This is a genomic window from Bradyrhizobium sp. S3.12.5 (genome assembly GCF_040548225.1).
Lineage (GTDB): Bacteria > Pseudomonadota > Alphaproteobacteria > Rhizobiales > Xanthobacteraceae > Bradyrhizobium > Bradyrhizobium cytisi.
Window position 1 is genome coordinate 18,989 of record NZ_JBEPRF010000001.1, and the last position, 18,607, is coordinate 37,595.

At 58.8% G+C, this 18,607-nt stretch carries 10 protein-coding genes; 3 read left to right on the forward strand and 7 right to left on the reverse strand.

Going from position 1 to position 18,607, the window contains the following annotated elements:
- Positions 1–242: 242 nt before the first annotated feature.
- The 6 genes from ABIC09_RS00110 to ABIC09_RS00135 form a co-directional block, all read right to left on the reverse strand.
- On the reverse strand, positions 243–3,146 hold the full coding sequence (locus ABIC09_RS00110) for an ATP-binding protein (RefSeq protein ID WP_354108033.1): 2,904 nt from the start codon (positions 3,144–3,146) through the stop codon (positions 243–245).
- Positions 3,147–3,299: 153 nt separating this feature from the next.
- Complete coding sequence (locus ABIC09_RS00115) at positions 3,300–6,236, reverse strand: ATP-binding protein (protein WP_354108034.1); 2,937 nt, start codon at positions 6,234–6,236, stop codon at positions 3,300–3,302.
- A 147-nt stretch (positions 6,237–6,383) separates the two neighbouring features.
- Positions 6,384–7,316, reverse strand: coding sequence for a helix-turn-helix transcriptional regulator (locus tag ABIC09_RS00120; RefSeq protein WP_354108035.1), 933 nt, complete (start codon positions 7,314–7,316; stop codon positions 6,384–6,386).
- 267 nt (positions 7,317–7,583) lie between these two features.
- The gene (locus ABIC09_RS00125) at positions 7,584–7,907 is read right to left on the reverse strand and encodes a histidine kinase dimerization/phospho-acceptor domain-containing protein (protein WP_354108036.1); all 324 of its coding nucleotides are present in this window, start codon (positions 7,905–7,907) and stop codon (positions 7,584–7,586) included.
- A gap of 193 nt (positions 7,908–8,100) precedes the next feature.
- A complete protein-coding gene (locus ABIC09_RS00130; RefSeq protein WP_354108037.1) occupies positions 8,101–8,433 on the reverse strand; it encodes a nuclear transport factor 2 family protein in 333 nt (110 codons plus the stop codon).
- Positions 8,434–8,921: 488 nt separating this feature from the next.
- Positions 8,922–9,179 (reverse strand): hypothetical protein, encoded by a 258-nt coding sequence (locus tag ABIC09_RS00135; protein ID WP_354108038.1) that lies wholly within the window; start codon positions 9,177–9,179, stop codon positions 8,922–8,924.
- Between the two features lie 890 nt (positions 9,180–10,069).
- Here ABIC09_RS00135 and ABIC09_RS00140 point away from each other — a divergent pair.
- The 3 genes from ABIC09_RS00140 (at position 10,070) to ABIC09_RS00150 (ending at position 12,491) form a co-directional block, all read left to right on the forward strand.
- Positions 10,070–10,867: a sensor histidine kinase gene (locus tag ABIC09_RS00140; RefSeq protein ID WP_354108039.1), complete on the forward strand. Its 798-nt coding sequence runs from the start codon at positions 10,070–10,072 to the stop codon at positions 10,865–10,867.
- Between the two features lie 529 nt (positions 10,868–11,396).
- Entirely contained in the window at positions 11,397–12,026 is a 630-nt protein-coding gene (locus ABIC09_RS00145) for a response regulator transcription factor (protein ID WP_354108254.1), read from the forward strand.
- A gap of 99 nt (positions 12,027–12,125) precedes the next feature.
- Positions 12,126–12,491 (forward strand): response regulator transcription factor, encoded by a 366-nt coding sequence (locus ABIC09_RS00150; protein ID WP_354108040.1) that lies wholly within the window; start codon positions 12,126–12,128, stop codon positions 12,489–12,491.
- Positions 12,492–12,526: 35 nt separating this feature from the next.
- Here the strand turns inward: ABIC09_RS00150 and ABIC09_RS00155 are convergent, their stop codons facing one another.
- Positions 12,527–18,100, reverse strand: a complete 5,574-nt coding sequence (locus ABIC09_RS00155) for a trifunctional serine/threonine-protein kinase/ATP-binding protein/sensor histidine kinase (protein ID WP_354108041.1) — start codon at positions 18,098–18,100, stop codon at positions 12,527–12,529.
- Positions 18,101–18,607 lie beyond the last annotated feature (507 nt).

Below are 18,607 nucleotides of genomic sequence, written 5' to 3' on the forward strand. Positions count from 1 at the left end.
TGACCCTCCTCTTGACTGCTCCGAAGCGCCGCGAAAGTCGCCGTGTGAGAGTGCGTTACATGAACGTGACGCAATCCCGTGACCCGAGCGAGTTTAACCTCGTAAGATCATGTAAAATGTTGTGTGCGATAGGTGAGGCAACGCACGGAGCATTGTTTTTGCGGCGAGCAAGGACTCATCATGACTAGCCGAACGGCCAATCGCGCCTGATGCCAGGCAGTCCACGTGTCTTAGGGAACTGATCAGGCCAAGGACGCAAGCATCTCGCTTGCCGCAATGAGATCCGGCGTTTCGACGTCGCCTTTGAGACGATCGTAGATCGGGCTCAAGATGTTTCTGGCTTTGTCGCGCTGGCCGCCTTCCGACAGCAATCGCGCCAAGCTCGTGGCGGAACGTAACTCGTAGACCGCGGCGGACTGCTCGTGCGCGGTCCTCATGGCTTCTTTTAGAAGACTCGCGACTTCCTTCCGGTTTCTCCGCGGCATGTTGACGAGCACCTCCGCCTTCAGGCGCAACAGTTCGGCCATGTCGAACGTCGAGCCGAATCCCTTCGCTCGATTAATCGCTCCGTTGATCGTGAGGAGAGCCTCCTCCAATTGGCCGGTCTTGAGTAACCCCTCGGCGAGGGAGGCAGTAAAGACGGTCAGCAGAACGTTATGCTGATCCGCGTATAAGACCTCCAGCGCCTCCCGCAACAATCGAAGACCGGCTTCCGTTTCGCCTCTCGCCAACGCGAGTTCGCCTTTCAGTGCAACGCCGACTGCTCGGTAAGGCGCCAGCGAGTATCGCTCCGCGTTTTCGACGAGCCGATCGACCAGACGGTCGGAGCGTTCGAGATCGCCGATCCAGCGGAAGACAGGCGACGAGTAGATCAACGATATGCAGACCGAAATCGGCTCGTCCTTCTCGGCGGCCTCATCGATGGCTTGCTGCGCGGTTTTGAGTGCTTGCCTGGAGTTTCCCCGAAGCCACAAGGCTCGTGCCAGTGCGACCAGCGCACGAACGCGATGGTCGTACCCAAAAAACCTGGGCGGCGGCACGCCAAGCGATGCTGCTTGGACCATTCCGCTTTCGCAGTGATACTGGGCGGCCTCCTGGTTTCCGACAAGATGATGTGAGACCCCGACCATCCACTCGGCGGTTACGAGAGTGACGGCGGTCTTGTCCGCCTGCGCGATAGGCATCGCCCGCAGGGCGACGTCGAGGGCCCCTTGGAAATCTCCGATTCTCGTGAGAAAGATGTTTAGACCGGCCAAAAGCTCGAATTGGTGACGAGGGTCATCCCACTGTTCGGCGAGCTCGAGCCCTCGCGCGATAGCGGATCTGACTTCGGCGCTGTTCCCCTTGGTGAACATCGACGAAAGAGCAAGAGCCTTCTGCAGAATCATTTCCCATCGCGTGCCGCGAGAAGCTTCGTCGATCAGGGCAAGAGCCCTTTCGCAATAACTGCGGCATTCGTCGAGTGAGGAGAGGCGGATCAGCAACGGAGCTGCGCAAGCGGCTAGTTCAACCGCCATCACTCGATCGCTCGCTTCGGAAAGCGCCCAGTCGAGAGCCGCGCGCACATTACCGATCGGCGTCAAGTAGTGTTCGTCGTCACCGGTTCCAAAGACGTAGTCGTCATGAAGATATCTACGAAATGCTGCAGCATGCCGCTGCGCGAGCCGATCCGTCTCTCCGCGGTCGGCGAGCTTTTGAAGGGCGTAGGCCCGCGTGGTGTCGAGCAGCCGGTGGTAGATCGATCGCCCGAGTTGGGTCGTCGAAACCAAGGATTTCGCTACGAGAGCGGCGATGGCCTCCGTGATGCTCTCACTGTCGAGCATGTCGTCGGCGGCGATGTCACACGCTGCGTCGACCGTGAATTCGCCGGCGAAGACAGATAGCCTGCAAAACACCCTCTTTTCCGGTTCAGAGAGCAGGTTGTAGCTCCAGTCGAGCATCGACTCGAGCGTCTGATGTCTCGGCAAGGCCGTCCGTCGTGCATTCCAGACGCCTCTGAATCTGTTATCTAGCAGTTCTGCCGTCCCGCCGATCCCAAGTGAGCCGACGCGACTCGCTGCGAGCTCGATCGCGAGGGCGATACCGTCGAGGCGACGGCAGATGTTCGCGACGACCGGGGCATCGGAGTCGGACAGGTCCGAGCGATGGCCGCCGGCGACGGCACGTTCCATGAAGAGCTGCACGGCCGGAAATTTGAGAGCCTCGGAGGCCGGCAAGTCGACACGATCCGGTGGGGTATCGAGTGAATACAACAAGTGGATATGCTCGCCCTCGGCCCGCAGTGCTTCGCGGCTGGTCGCAAGGATGTGGGTTTGCGGCGCTTCACTCAATATGCGTTCGCCGAGTTGGGCAGCCGCGTCGACGAGATGCTCGCAATTGTCCAATATTAGAAGGACTCGCTTATCCCGGAGGCCACCGATCAGGTTGAGGAGCGGATCCTTCAACGTCATCATGAAGCCGAGCGCGGTGGCGACGGCGCTTGGGACCAAATACGGATCAGCGAGTGCACTCAGGTCGACAAAGAAAACCGAACCTTGGAAGCTTCCAACCAACGCATGGGCTACGGCGGCCGCGACCGTGGTCTTTCCGACGCCTCCCGGGCCGACGATGGTCACGAGTCGGCAGGTCGTCAACTCACTGAGAAGTATCGCGACGGATTCGTCCCGCCCGACCACCCTGGTTGGGAGAGCGGGTAGCCTTTGAACCGCACCCGAGGGGGCGGCAGCGGCGCCTGTCGATGGAACTTGGATTGCGTCCGCACGCGTGACCTCGGACACGAAGCAGTATCCGCGTCCGGCGACGTTCGATATGTATCGGGCGCCGTCGACGCCGTCGCCGAGTGCCTTGCGAAGCGCGGCGATGTGCACGCGAAGATTCGCTTCCTCGACGATTACGTCGGGCCAGACGCGCGCCACCAGCTCTTTGTTTGTGACCACTTCGCCTGCGTGTCTCAGCAGCGTGATCAAGACATCGAGCGCGCGGCCGCCGATGGCTACTGATTTGTCGTCTCGCTTGAGTTGTCGTGCGGCGAGGGAAAACTTGAAGGGCCCGAAACAGAGAACGTCGCCCGCGCGGAGACCGTCCATGACGGACACCGGGACGGCGTTGCTCAGCTCAGCTTCAGGCCCGGGCTCGTGGTTCGGCATAGCAAATGTCATCTCCGTGAAGAGCGCGCTGTTTGCCGCCCTTTGCGGCCGGACAGAGCGTCTTCGCCTCGGCTCGGCGAAACGGCGCCGAGAAGAACATGAGAGCCTCGCTTGGTGAGCCTGACTTGAATTTGAGGGCCACCAAAGGCAAACCTATCCGGATAGGATCGTGCGAGCGGTCCGCAGGTCGGCCGTCTCGAACCCCTCCGTGAATTGTCCGTAGATGTGCGACAGAAGGCTGCGCGCTTCCTCCGCGCGCCCGTGTTCGCTCAACAAATGACATAGCGAAATTGCCGAACGCAATTGCCAAGCCAGCGAGAATTGCTTTCGACCCCGATCGAGGGAGGCCATCAGAAGCGTTTCTGCCGTTGTGCGGTCTTCGGGCGACAACACCATCAGGGCTTTGGCTTTGGTCCGGAGTAGATCTGGGAGCTCAAATGTTCTGCTACCGCGCTCAGCGTTGGCGACGGCGGCGTCGATCACATCGAGTGCCTCCTGCGGGCGCCCCTGCTGGAGCAATCCCTCGGTCAGAGCGCGAGAAATCGCGGGGGCCAGAACATGATTGCGTTCGGAGGTCAGAATCGCGTGCGCGCGGCGAAGATGCCTGATACCGGCAGATGCTTTGTTCTGTGCGACCAGAAGCTCACCCGATCTGGCGAGGCCGGTCGCGGAATAAAAGACCAGCGAGTAATTTTCCGCAACGGACATCAATTCGCTGATGAGCTTTTCGGCAAGCTCCTCGTCGCCACGCCAAAGAAAGACCTCGACGCCAAATAGCAGGCATCTACACAGCGTGATCGGATGTCCATCTCGGCGGGCGAAATCGATGCCGCGCTGAGAGAAATGCGCCGCGCTGACTGGGAATCCCCGCAGCCATAGAGTTCTGGAAAGGCCGATACGGGCCCATAACTCGTGGTCGATGCAGAAGTAGCGGCTGTCGCTCAATCCGGTGGCGGCGGCGCGTTCGAAGCCAATTTCGAAGAACCGCTGCGCCTCGGCCTGGTTTCCGATAAGATGCTGGCTGTTTCCCAGCATCCAATCGGCCACCGCTTTCTCGCGAGAGCCGGGGAATTCGTTCGCCGCGGCGGAGAAGCGTTCCGCAGCGACGCGCGCTCCTGCGAAATCTCCGGCTCTCGTGCGAAAGAGATTTCGACCGGCGAGCAAATGCAGCAACTGGTCCGTGTTCCGAAGTGCCTCGGCTAAAGCTATTCCGCGTTCGATAGCCCGATCGGCCTCTCCACTGTCGCCTTGAGCGAACATGGACGACATGGCGAGCGAAGTCTGGAGCGTAAGCTCGCTTTGGGTTCCCCTAGTCGTGTCGTCGAGCGCGGAGATGGCCTTTCGACACCAGTAAGCGCAGTCGCTCAGCAGCCAGTTCAGGAAAAGGGGGGCGCTGCAGACCGCGAGCGCGACGCCGATTGATGGGTCACCCGAAGGCGAGAAGCTCCATTCCAAGGCCGCCCTGATATCTCCTATCTGCTTGGCGTGATTCTGGCTGCGGTGGCTTTGGGAGAAGTCGGGGCGGATCGCCGCTAGGCTCTGTGCGAAATAGTTCGCGTGGCGGGTCGCGATCGTGCGTTCATCCTCGCGTCCCGGCAGCTTCAGGGCGGCATAGGCTCGTGTCGTGTGCAGGAGGCGGTAGGATCCCAGATCATCGCCCGTGCAAGCCAATAGGAGCGATTTGTCGACCAGCTTGGTAACTGTGCCGATGAAGTGCGGTGGTGCTTCGTCCGGCTCTGCCGCCACAGATTGGGCAGCGTCGAGAGTGAAGGGGCCGACGAACAGTGAGAGCCTGCAGAGAACGCTCTTTTCGTCCTCCGATAGAAGATTGTAGCTCCAGTCGAAGGTCGCCCTCAACGTCTGATGTCGAGACGTGCTCCGACGCCCCCGCCAAGAGAGCGCCAAACGGTCGCTGATGAGTCCGGAGACTCCCCGAATCCCGTACTTGCTCACTTGTCCAGCGATCAGTTCGATAGCCAAGGGTATGCCGTCGAGTTGGCGGCAAATGCTCGCGACAATATCGGCATCGTCGTGCCCAACGGTTTTGGTGTAGCCACCTGCCGCCGCTCGCTCCAAGAAAAGTTGGACCGCCGGAAAGGAATAAAGCTCGGCGCCCGTCGCTTGACCCGGTGGGAGTGCGAGTGGCGGGAGCCAGTAGAGATTTTCGCCGAGAACCTGCAAAGGCTCGCGGCTTGTAGCGACGATGTGAACCGAGGGCGCGTCGCGGAAGAGGCATTCCGCCAAGGCGGCGACGGTGTCTACTACGTGCTCGCAGCTATCGAGGACAAGAAGGAGCTGGTGCTCGGTGAGAAAAGCCAAGAGCGCTGCAAGGGAGTTCTGGGCCTGGACGTGATAGCCGACGGCCGACGCAACGGCGGGAATGACAAGCGAGCCATCTTCGAGAGTGGAGAGATCTATGAAGCAGACCCGACCGTCGAAATCCGTCTTCATCGCATGAGCGACGGCGATGGCAACCGTCGTCTTGCCCATGCCGCCGGTACCGACGATGCTAACGAATCTATGGGACAAAATCATCGTTCGGACGGATTCGATGCTTTCATCACGACCGATCATTCGTTGTAGGCGGGGCGGAAGGCGTTGGATTTCGATAGCCCTAGTCGCGGCCAACGTCTTTTGATCGGATTGCCCTTGAGCCGATTCGACGAAGCAATAGCCCCTGCCGGCTACATTCGTGATGTAGCGCGCGCCGTCCTTGCCATCGCCCAGAACTTTGCGGAGAGTAGCAACATGTACGCGGAGGTTAGCCTCCTCTACCGCAACGCCAGGCCATGCCTGTATGCTTAGCTCCCTGTGAGTCAGGACCCGGCCGGGCCGCTTCGCGAGGACGATCAAAAGATCGAGTGCTCGACCCCCGATCGAAAGCGGCTCGTCGCCTCTCTTCAACAGCCGTTCGGCCACTAATAGCCTGAAAGGACCGAACTCTACGATCTCGTGGGCATGGGAGTTTACGAGCATGGCCGGAGATCCGAAGTACCCGACCTTGCCGATAGGCTGCTTGCCATGTGAGGTAAAGACCGCGCTTGGCAAATAGTCGCGTCGCTTGCTGGCAAGCACCGTTTCGTGCGCCAATCGTGCACAAAATGCATGGATCGTACACAGCCGGCAAGCCGGCACGCGCCATTCTGTGTGTCCTTCAAAAGCTGGAGCATAGCGCCCTTTAGAGTAGTGATTTCGGCTGCGCCGGCAGGCGCACTTCGAAGTTTGACCTCGGGGTTTTTATCCAATGATTGTGTTGCTCCAGGCTCGCGGGCTGACTCCCACCAGCCTCGTAAAAACGCGGGTGAAGTGGCTTCTGTCGGCGAACCCGCAACTGAGAGCTACCTCGGAGAGAGACGCGTTTGGATGCCGAAGCTTAAGCTTGGCCGATTCAACGCGTGCATGGAGTAGCCAAGCGTGCGGAGCAAGACCGGTCGATGCACGGAAAGCCCGCGAGAAATGACCGATCGAAAGCCCGCACGATTTGGCGATTTCGTTCAACGAAATGGTACCTGATAGATTGTTGGCTATTACTTCTTTTGCCAGTCTTTCCTGCCACGGCGCCAGGCCGCCCTTGATCTGTTTCGGATTCATGCGGATGCCGCCGTAGGTCTGCACCGTATGACTGGCGAGCGCGAGCGTTACGTGATCCAGGAACAGCCTGTTGGCTTGAGCGGGGGCGTTGAACGCAGGCATCAGCGAGAGGCTGAGGTGCTTAACGGTCTCGTCCGAGATTCCCGCGCCGTGTTCGTAACGAAGATCGTCGATGCGGGGTGCGCCGGCCTGATCCGTGAGAGCATCGATTGCCGTTCTTGGTAGATAGAAGAGAACGGAGTGGAAAGCACTGTCCATCAGCACACGGGGCTCATACCTCGCGTCGCTGATTACCATTTGGCCCGCAAGGAGCGGCCTGGAGGAGATTTCGCGACCGTCTTCCCAATAGTAATTTCTATCTACGCCGGAGACGGTCAAACTGATCAGATACGCGTCCACGCGCGGAAGGGGGGCCGAAAGTTGCCCGGACGGATTTCTGACTTGGAGGTCGGTTACGGCAATCTCCGCCTGTCCCAGCGTTCGCGTCACGATGGCAGGCGCGGCTTCCAAGCCGAGTGCCTCTCCCAGTTTTCGCCCGTAAAGAAGGGAGGGAGCTCCTAGAGAGACCGATTTGGTCATTGCTACCTCAAAGCGTTCGATCCGGGCCCGTAATGGTATGGCGGCATTCCGTTTGGTGTACCCAAAATCCGAGCTGCGGCGATCGTTGAATTAGAACGCACGTCGCGAGCTTATTTCCGGCCTGATGTCTCAACCCATTTCCGACGCTGCAGTGCCTTACGAAAGCGTGACGCGGCGGGCGCAAGCGGCGCCGGGCGGAGGAGCCGGTCGCGCATGCACGCCGACAAAGCCGCATGCGGGACGGGCAGGCGGCAAGTGGCGCACGGTTCAGCTCTCCGAGCTTGTGGTGCGAGGCCGCAGCGCGTCGAGCAACTGATCGAGTTGGTCTCTCAGCCCATTGATTGCGGTTTGGCCATAGCTCAGTACACGCAACTCCGCTTCCGTTCGTTCTCCACTCCCGAGCAGGTCGTGGACGCTTTGGATAGCCTGGAGCGGCTGGCGAAGATCATGTCCCGCTATCGCAAGCAAAACGGACTCAAAATCTGAGAACTGAGAACCTGCATCATCGCCATCCATCACCGGAGGAATTGGCCGCCCTTCCATCCGTATGACATCGCTGTAAGGCATGCGGCTGGCCTCTGTCTTGCGCATCGGCAATTCCGTGCTTGAAGGTGGACCAAACAAGTGCGGTTGCTGGCTCACGAGTATCGAGCAAGCCTACTGCCGAGGAAAGTTCAGCGTTGTGAGATGATGTTAATCGTCGTTGTCAAAGACTTGCCGCGCATAGCGACGGCGCAAGCGTGAAGCGGCCCTTTCGCGGCCGCGAAAGCTTCGAATCTCAAGCTCAGATATCGTATCGATTCCGAAGGATGATCAACTGCACCAGGTGATTTCCGTGTGCAGCAAAATAGAAAGCGAGCACATACGGATCTGGTAGGCCGCGCTTGTCGAAGTTACCGTCGACATCGGCGGTCACGATGCAATTGCCGTAGTGGTTGACCACCTTGGTTGCCTTGATCGTCAGCTTCTCGCCTACGATGTCGCGCTCTGCCCACTGTCTGATCGCCAGCTTGCCCCAGTAATCCCGCAACTGATCGTTGACGAGGGCATCTTCGGCGAATGTAGCCAGCAGCCGCTCAATATCGGAGCTGTTGGTCGCTTCGATGAAGGTGGCCACTAGAGGCGGGAGCGTTACCGGCTGGTCCGGGGGTGTGGATGGCTCGATCACAATTTAGGCCCTGAGCTATGGTGCTACTTCGACGAGCTATGCCCGATAGACGACATCGTGGCGCGTTGATTTCTGTTAAAATCTGAAAAACCGCAGGGCGGTCAAGGCCGCGATCATAGCCGGGAATAGTCCGGCCGAGGGCGTCGATAAGCTGCGGGCCTTTTGGCATGCAGTAACCGCCAGCCCGGGTTTGGCTGGGTGTCCGTGTTGGAGACCCCTGGACGAAGGGTGACTTCGTGCGTGGGTTCTTCAACCAGATGCGCGCGGCCATGGTCATGGTCCAGGGAGCGGCCAATTTCTTCTCCCCGAGGTATCCGCCGCCTTGGCTGAATGGGGATGGTACGATCGAGGCGCCGACCGTGCGGATCCGGCTAGGCTGCGGCAGGTGATGCCGGGCGCCGAAAGTGAGAAGATATGGCGCCCGGCTCGATGGCTGCCTAGCAACCGCGACAGATGCGGAGCCTTCTATCGAACGCAGTATTGATAGCGTCTTGGTCCCCATTGAAGATGGTCAGACGACGTTGCACGATATCGTCCTGCGATGTGTTCGGCACGAAGCCGGGGCCGCGGGGCTGCACGTGTACGCCTTCCGGCGGTCGCGAGTCAGCTTTTTGCGTGGACGGACTTTCGGCGAAGGCGTCGACGGAAAAGGCGGCGAGCGCGAGGAAGGCTGCAAGTGACGGAATCGGATTCATACGTGAGTCTCCATTCAATCAACGTTCGGTCGAAGCCGATCTTGCAGGAGTATGTTGGATATCGAGATGGCGCGAGTTTAACTTGGTAAGATTGTGCTAATTGTCGATCGGAAGACTAGTACGCCCGATGCCCGAATTATTTCGCGACGCGGGCCGCGAGATAGCGATTGCAGTCCACATCAATCTCGCCCTGATCGAAGACTTTGCAAACTTTAGCGCAAGCAACGGAAATTTTGCGACCGCTCGCGTCGGGCGCGCTGTATGACCATATGGATCTGCACTGCACTCGTCGTGGGGGTGGCGCTCGTTGACGGCATTTGGACATCTGCCGAGTTTCAGGGACTTGTGTGTTTGATTTCGGCCTCATCGATTATGGGCTATCGATGGTTTCGGCGTGCCACCTCCCCTGTCGATCGAGCGAGGCTCGGCTAGACACGCTGATTTGCGAAAATTGGAGAATAATGCGGTCCTAGGCCCCGATCCGGGTGAGGGCGCCTTAGGGAAGCTCGGGCGTCAAGGTGGCTCAAGGTAGCCTCTCGTCGGCGTAAGAGGGGGCTTGGAGAGGCAATTGTCATCTGCCGCGAGCTTCCCCTCAGGCCGGTCTCCAAAAAGCCTGGAGGGCCGTCCTCTCCGACGGGGGGTTATCGATCTCTCGCATGCTGCTGACGTCCCATTTGGAGCATAGGCTATCACGACCGATCGCTTGCCGGCGGGGCTGTTTGAGGGGGGAGGGCGCTTGTGAAAGCGAAACGACCGTTGTTCGGTGCCGGCTGCGCCATAGTCCTATTTTGCAGGTTATTAGAACGTTTAACTGGCGATGTGGGGAGCGATCGCGCGAGTCTTGCCGCTGCATCGGGATATCGGATGCGCCCTTCTGCGAGAGAACGCATATGAACGGGACAGGAAGCGGTATTGGCACGGTCGAGTGGGAAGAGGAGCCTTCCGCAGCCGGCATCGTCTTGAACCAGGCGGTGCGGACCGCGAGCAGTGATGCTCGGACGCATGTGAATGCGACGCTGCTGCTTAGGATGACGGGTGAGGAGCTCCTTCGATCGGTGGAGGTAATTCAAAGCGCTCACGAGCATTTCAACTTTGGTGTCCGGACGACCTCCGAGCAGAGGTGGTTGCAGTGTAGCAAAAGAGCGATTGACCGGTTCAAGGAGCAACTGGAGCAGATCCAGATTGCGCTTCAGGTCCATGATCGCGCGCGGCTGCTGGAGCTCAAGCCGGTCTGCGTTCACGAGGTGCTACGGCGAGCCTGTCGCGAGTATGAACATGCGGCACTGAGCAAAGGCATCTGCATGCACGTCGTGGCGAGTAACGACTTGATAATCAGTGACGCTCTTCTGCTTGGCGCCGCACTGCGGAATTTGGTCAGTAATGCTATCAGATATACCGAGCCAGGCGGACGCATCCTGATCGGTTGCAGGCGGTCCGGCGCGTACATCCGGATCGATGTGTACGACACCGGCGTGGGAATTCCGGGCGAGCAGATTCCGAAGATTTTCGACGCATTCACCCGTCTCAGTCCCCAGCGATGCGAAGGTTTTGGCGTCGGCTTATTCATCGTCCGCCAAGCGCTCGGGATCCTAGGTCATAGAATAGACGTCGCCTCGACGCCACGTCGTGGGTCTCGCTTCTCCATTTTCGTGATGCGTGCGGGCGGCGCGGCCGGGCGTCGGCAGTGAGGTCCAGAGCGGGCGCTGATGCGTCTGCGTCCCGTGGTCGTGATAGCGTGAAGAACCGACCCTCAAAGGCGGGAGCACGCCCTCGCCGGCCCGTCAGGGAGTGCTCGGACGCGTCACCGAACTTCCAGATTAGCCTCGTTCCCCCCGCCTAGTCGCGGGTTCCGCCGAGCGCGGACCCGTCGGCCGGGCCCGTGCAGGGTTGCGATCGCGCGCTGCGGGAGCGGACTTTGCAGGCGCAGGTTAACGGGTCGCAGGCTCAAGACGCGGCCGCCCCCTCCAATGAGTGCGACGCTTTTGAGCCATATCCGGATTGGCGTCGACCGTCGGCCGAAAAGGAGAGCGGCCTTCTTGGCGCAGTTCAGCCCAGAGCCCTTTTTGTTGCAAAGCGAAAGCGATATGCTACAGCGCGCGCATCTTCCAATTTTGCCAAGGGAAGGCGCTCCTGGTCGAAGTTCAGGCCATGGCCGAACGGACTCTGGATCGTGCGGGCTTTAGAACTGTTTCCGTCAATAGGACCTCGCCTCGGATCATGGAAGCAAGGATAGAGGGCCAAGTAGTGCTAGTAGTCGACGATGACGCGTCAGTGCGAAAAGCGCTGACGTATCTCTTCGAGTCCATGGACTTGCCGGTGCGAGCATTCACCGGCGCTTCCGAATTGCTCAAAACCAAACTCCCGGATGTGCCACGTTGTCTGGTGCTCGACATCAGGTTGCCCGGTGGTAACGGTCTGGAGTTTCAGGATGAATTGTTGAAAGCCGGTATTCATATTCCGATTGTTTTTCTAACGGCACACGGGGACATTCCCATGTCCGTGAAGGCAATGAAGGCCGGTGCCATCGACTTCTTGACCAAGCCGTGCCGCGATCAAGACATGTTGGACGCTGTGACAAGGGCGCTCGACTACGATCGGAAGAGGCGGACCGGTGAAAAAACGCAATCCGAACTGCGGCATCGGTACGAGACGTTAACCCCGCGCGAGCAGGAAGTAATGGCATTAGCCGCTTCCGGATTGAGAAATAAGCAAATCGCATATGAGCTTGCGGTGGAAGTGATCACCGTGAAGATTCATCGCGGAAGGGCCATGAAGAAGATGGCGGCGCGATCTATTGCAGATATGGTCAGTATGGCGGCGGAGCTCGGACTCAAGCGAGCGCTCTAACACGCAACCTAAGTATGATATTCATCTATCGTACCAAAGGTAGAGTTCTTCGCCTGGGATATTTCGAGTTCCCCCGAGGCGGCGTTGAAGAAGGCTCCGATGATCGCAATCATCGACGACGATGAGACTATGCGCATCGGCTTGCGCTTCTTGGTGTCGTCGCTCGGTTACGGTACATGTGTGTTTGGCTCGGCCGCGGACTTCCTTCAATCGCCGCAAGCGCGCTGCGCTTCTTGTGTGATCTCTGATATTCGCATGCCGGGGATGAGCGGAATTCAGCTTCAGGCTCATCTGCGCAGCGCCGGTTGCAAAATACCCTTCATTTTCATGACGGCGGTTCCAGACGACAATGTTCGACAGCAGGCGTTCAAAGATGGTGCCATCTGTTTTTTGAATAAGCCGCTGGACGAGCAGGCTTTGATAGCGTGCTTGGAAGAGGCCGTCGAAGCGGGGGAGCCTCTCTAGCGATTGCGCTTTCTAAAAGGAACGAGGAGCTCCTATCAAGTGATGTTCCGCCCGGCGGGCTGTTGGCCTGCCAAGCCACGCGTAGGAACTTGCTCTGGATAAGCCGGTAATATGAAATGAAACGAGGCGCCCGGAGGTCGACTGTTCGTCGCCCACAACCGTCCCTGATGCTTTTCGATGATGGAACGGCAGATCGACAGACCCATACCTAGACCGTTCGGCTTCGTGGTGTAAAAGGCATCAAACAGATGCTCGATTGTTTCCGGCGCCAGTCCGGGGCCCGAATCGCACACCTCGACGAGTACGTCAGAAGGTTCCGCCTTCCTCGTGCGGATGAGTAGTTGCCGTTCTCCATCGCTCGTAGCGCTCATAGCTTCCAGCGCATTGATAGCCAGATTGAGGATCACCTGCTGCAATTGAACCCGGTCGCCCTCAATAGCCGGCAAGCTCTCCGCGAGGTCGAGCTGCACGGAAGCGCCGCTCCTCACCGCTTCACCACGGATGAGCTCGACCACCTCCAAAACCATCGTACGGATATCAAGGCGCTCGCTTCGATCGGGCGCCTTCTTGATGAGAGCGCGAATTCTGTCGACGACGTCGCCCGCTCGGTGGCCAGTCTCAATGATGATTTCAAGCGTCTCGCGCACTTTACCCAAATCGGGTGGCAGACGGGCCAGAAAACGTAGCGCGGCTTGAGCGCTGACGACCGCGGCGGCGATAGGCTGCTTTACTTCATGTGCGATGGAGGCGGTAAGCTGACCCATGGTGGCGACGCGGTTGGCATGGGCCAGTTCCATTTGGACGTCGCGGAAGCGTTGTTCGCTCGTACGTGCCTCAACTTCGGCTCGCTTGCGCTCCGTTAGATCGAGTACAAACGTGACTCCCTCGTCGCGGCCTACGTCAAACGCCGCAGCGCCAATCAAAACCGGTACGATGCTGCCGTCCTTGCGCAGATACTCCTTTTCATAAGCTTGAGCGGCTCCCGTCGTATCTAACTCTTCGATCGCGTCAGCCGTGGCGTTGAGCCGTTGCGGTGGTGTGAGATCGGTCCAGCGCAGAAGGCCGGCGGAGAGATCTTCCCGGCCATAGCCCACAATCTTGAGAAACGCGTCGTTGGCCTCGACGATTCGCCCGTCCCGACTGGAGATGAAGATGCCGATGATGTTGGCTTCGACTAAGCGCCGGATCTTGGTCTCGCGCTCTGCGAGGTCGCGATACAATGAGGCATTCTCCAGCGCGATGGCTGCCTGAGACGCGAGTAGCTTAAGAGCTGCGGTGCGTGCGGGGGCAAAAGCTCGTGCGGTCAAGTTGTTTTCAAGATACAGGGCTCCAATGAGCTTGGACTGGGTGATCAAAGGCAAGCAGAGAATCGACCTGGCTTGCTGCTGGCGGACGTATGGATCGACGCTAAACGATGGCTCGGCAACGGCATCGTCAAGAATGACGTTCTCCCGGGTGCGCAAGACGTAGTTGAGGACCGAGATAGGGAGCGCAGCCGCAGTCGCAGGCTCGCTGCGCAGCTCGACGACGACCTTCTCGCCGCGAGTCATGGCTTCCGCTTCGACATGCGGCTCGGCATCTGTCCGCACGATCAATAGGCTGCGATCCGCGCCGGCTTGAGCAGTCGCCGTGCGCATGATCGCGTCGATCAGTCTGTCTAGAACGATCTCGCCGGATATCGCCTGTGAGAGCTTTATTACCGTGGCAAGGTCTAGTTGTTCAACAGACGTCGATGTCGTGCTCGTCGGATCCGGCAGCGACCTTTGATGTCTGAGGTGCGGATATAGGCCCTCGAGTTGCTGCACCTTTCCATCGGCCCCCCATTGGAGATAGCAGTCGCGAGCGTCCCGCAAATGCGCCTGCGCGTTTTTCTCCAAGTCGCACGCAACATAGAAGCGCGCCGCGAATTCGTTGGCCAGCGCTTCGTTGTGAACAAAGCCATTCGCGCGCGCCGACCTGATCGCCTTCTGGTACAAGTGCATGGCGTCGAGGTGACGGCCTTCTATACGTGCGATTTCCGCGTTCACAAGCGCGGCGCGACTCTCGAAGTTTTGCGGGCAATTCTCAGCCCATAGCTCAAGGAAGGCACGGTGGGTTGTCAGAACCTCAAAATGACGGTCTCTCTCATCCGCGGCGGCCGAATCCCAGCCCACCGCATGAGCAAGCGCACTGTGGAACCTAAACTCGGCCGTCTCAAAATGAGAAGTCGAGCTCCGGAGGAGAGGGTGCGCGCGGCACGACGCGGCGACAGCCGCAGGGTAGTCTGCCGCAAACAAGTGAGCTTGTATTTTTCGGACCCAATACCGAAACTCCGATATCGTCAGAAACGGATTGGCAGCTAGATGACGTTCATATCGAAGTTCATTGAATCCGGGTTCGTCGAAGGAGCCGAATTTTGGCGTCAGCCCGCGAAGCGTACGGATAAGCCCGAGCTGTACGGTTAGGTTATTGATCACATGGCTGAACCGAATTTTCCTTGCGAACTCTAACCGATCCTCGGCCTGGCGTTGTACGCTTGCGAGCGGTTCGCCTAATGCGACAAGGTGTGTTATCATAAAATTGCAGCTGACGGCCGCGAAGGTGAGATCACCCATCTCGTTCGCAATCTCAAATGCGCGCCGCCCCAGCGCTGGGCCGGCCCGGATATGTTCGATCCATGGCAGGACCATATTTCCGAAGGCCCCATAGGTTCGCGCCCGATAGCGCGTCAATCCGCGTTTTTCGACGAGCTCATATCCCAATCGGCCAAATTCGATCGCGGCCTTGTAATTGCCGAAGCGTGGTCCAGCAATGGCAGCAAAGAATACATAGGCGAAGCATGAACCATCGGTGTTTCCATGCTCAAGACTGATATTGACCATGCGACAAGCGACGAGCGAAGAGAGATTCGGGTCGACGTAGTAGGCTCCGGATACGACCCTTGTTAGAACATCCATGGTGGCGAGAGCGTCGGGATTGCTGATTAAATGCAGATCGCCAAGACTCCGGATCGCCCGATCTCCGAGCAGCGACCAAACACGATCGTACTCCTGTCGGACCTCCTCTTCTGTTGGATGCGCGGACCATTCGATACCGAGGTATCGAATGTACTCGAGGCAAACGGCGACCGCGCGATCGAACTTGTCCAAGATCGTGTACAGATCATCCTGTAAGCAGGTAACTCTTGAATGTTCGACCGCGCCAACAGCGCGGGTGGACAGCGTGGCGAGGCGCTTCTCCGCGGCCGGGGACTGGGTCAGGAACTCGCATTCGGCCCGGTGCAATTCAAGGGAGAAGACCAAATCACGGTGACGTTCCCATGCGTCGCCGGCAAGAAGTGCGGCGCCATTCGTGAAATAGTTGAGCGCTGCAGGATAGGCCGTAGATGCCTTGGCACGCTCGCCCGCGGCCAGGTTGAGTCGTGCCACTTGATCTCGCTCGCTTTGTGAGGTGATCAAGCTGGCGCCGCGGTTGAGCTGATTGACGATGTCGAAGATCGCCTCATCCCGCGCTGCGGGACCGGCATATGACAACAGAATGCGTCCGATCCGCAGATGTGCTTCGGCCCGAGCATCCTCCGGGATCAACGAATATGCCGCCTCCCGGACTCTGTCATGAAGAAATCGATAGGCATGCTGGGAGGAAAGGACGAGCCCCGCGAGTACGGCTTCGTGCAGGGCGCTGTGCATCGCATCCGTCGATTCCGCACAAGTCAAAGCCAGTAGCTCGGACTCCACGCTGTCGCCCAAGCACGATAGCTGCCGCAAGGCGATCTGGGTTCCTGCGGGCAGCCGGTGCAACTTTTCCAGCATGAAGTCCAGTACATTGTCGGTGTAATCCTTGGCCTCGATCCGCTCGAGATCCCAATCCCACTGCGCTTGCCGATGATCGAAGGTGAGCAATCTCTCCTCGGCGAGCGAGAACAGGAACTGAATAGTAAAGAACGGATTTCCCGCAGTCTTCGTGTACACGAGATCCGCAAGCGCGGCGGTGTGCTCCGGTCTGCGCCGCAGAGAATCACCGATCATTTGTTCCAAGTCCTGACGGCCCAGCGGAGCAAGCACTATGTCCTGTACGCAACCTCCCGCGCCACGAATTGCGTCGAGCCTCTGCACCAGCGGATGTGTCGAATCGACTTCGTTATCCCGATAGGCGCCAATCAGCATCAGGTGCCGCACATCCGGCTGCGTCAGCAGGTCTTCGATTACATCCAGCGTCGCTGCGTCGAGCCAATGCAGGTCATCGAGAAAGAGAGCGAGCGGATGCTCGGCTCGTGCGAAAACGCCAATGAAACGCCGGAATGTGAGTTGGAAGCGATGTTGCGCATCCTGTGGCGGAAGAACGGCGACCGGTGGTTGCTCGCCAATAATGAGCTTCAATTCAGGTATGAGCTCGACCACGAGTTGGCCGTTGGGGTGGAGCGCGGTTTCCAACGCACCCCGCCAGTCTTGCAACTCAGCTTCGCTCTTGCCCAGGAGAGGACGGACGAGGCTCTGGAATGCCTGCACCAAGGTAGCATAGGGGATATCCCGCTTGTACTGGTCGAATTTTCCCGAAGCAAAGAGGCCTCGAGACGGGACGAAAGCCTTATGCAATTCGTTGACGACAGAAGATTTGCCGATACCGGAATAGCCTGAGACGAGCACCAACTCGGGCCTGCCCGTTGTAACGACCCGATCGAATGAAGCGAGCAGCATCTCGATCTCGGATGAGCGCCCGTATAGTCTCTCAGGTATCAAGAGCCGCTCTGGTGTATCGTGCCCGCCGAGCATAAAATCTCCGATGCGGGACTCGGCCTTCCATTCAGCGAGACAGTGCCGCAAGTCATGTTCAACCCCGGCTGCCGTTTGATAGCGATCTTCTGCCGTCTTCGCGAGAAGCCTCATGATAATCGCCGAGATGGGGACTGGAACACTCTCCATGCGCTGGCATGGCGGGACCGCCTGTCTCGCTACATGGCAGTGAACCCACTCGATCGGCTCGGAGGCAGCGAATGGAAGATTGCCGGTGAGCATCTGGTACAGGGTGACGCCCAAAGAGTAGAGGTCACTTCGGGAATCGATCGATCGGTTCATCCTTCCGGTCTGTTCCGGTGCCATATAAGCAAGTGTTCCGGCAATCAGCTCGGGAGGTTCAGGCGACACGCGCTCACGCGGAAAGTGCGAAGCGAGTCCAAAGCCCATCAGCCACGCCTGGCCGGTTCTCGCATTGACCAGCACATTCGTTGGCTTGATATCTTTGTGGATAAGACCACGGGCATGCACTTGGCAAAGCGCAGCCGCCAGGCCGATCGCGAGCCGCAGGAATAGTTCGACCTCCATGGGCGGCCCAATGAGATGGTCGAGCGGCTCGCCTCCTGGATCCTGAAGCAGGAGCATTACCCGCCCGTGTTCGCGCACAAGGTCCAGCGGCCGGGCTGCCCACGCGTCGTCGAGATCGTCCCTTAACTCATACTCGCGCCCGATACGGTTGAGGTTCGCCGGCGTTGGGTGCTCCGCGGTGGGGATCACCGCCAAAAGTGTCTGGGCAACGCCGTTAGTGACCCGCGCTATCCTGTGGACGATTCGTGCGTCGTCCTCGCAGAGCGCGCGATGGTCCCCATTTAAGTCCGCCAATTGGGACAAGTTCACCCAAGAAACTCCTCTAGCGGCCGGTCCGGACGGATTTTCCCTTGATCTCTGGATTATCCAAGGCCGCACAGTGCGCTGGAGCCTTGCCACAGGTCTCGACATGCAACGAGTCAAAGGAATGCATGTAAACCGGCCCCAAAGAGCAACGCCTGATAGTCCAGAGAACTGGTCAATTACCGATGAGCTTCCAGAAGCCGACCGAACTACTCCGCCTTCGTACCCGACTGTACCAGAAGAGAGTGTTGTTGGCACGGGTGCTCCGGAGCACGCCATGGTCTGAATAAACGCTCAGACGATCGAGCTTTAGTGGCGTCCCTGGACCAGGACGCGCCCTCGGCCACGTCTCGGAGCGAGCGTGGAAACTCACGCCTGTTCGTACCTAAACCAAGGTATGATCGAGGCGACAAAAGGTGAAAACCTAAGTGTAATTTGGCTTTTCTGGGTATTCTTTATGCTGGGAGGATGAGGCCGCGGCCGCGGGAGATTTGTCTGGACGGTCATGACGCG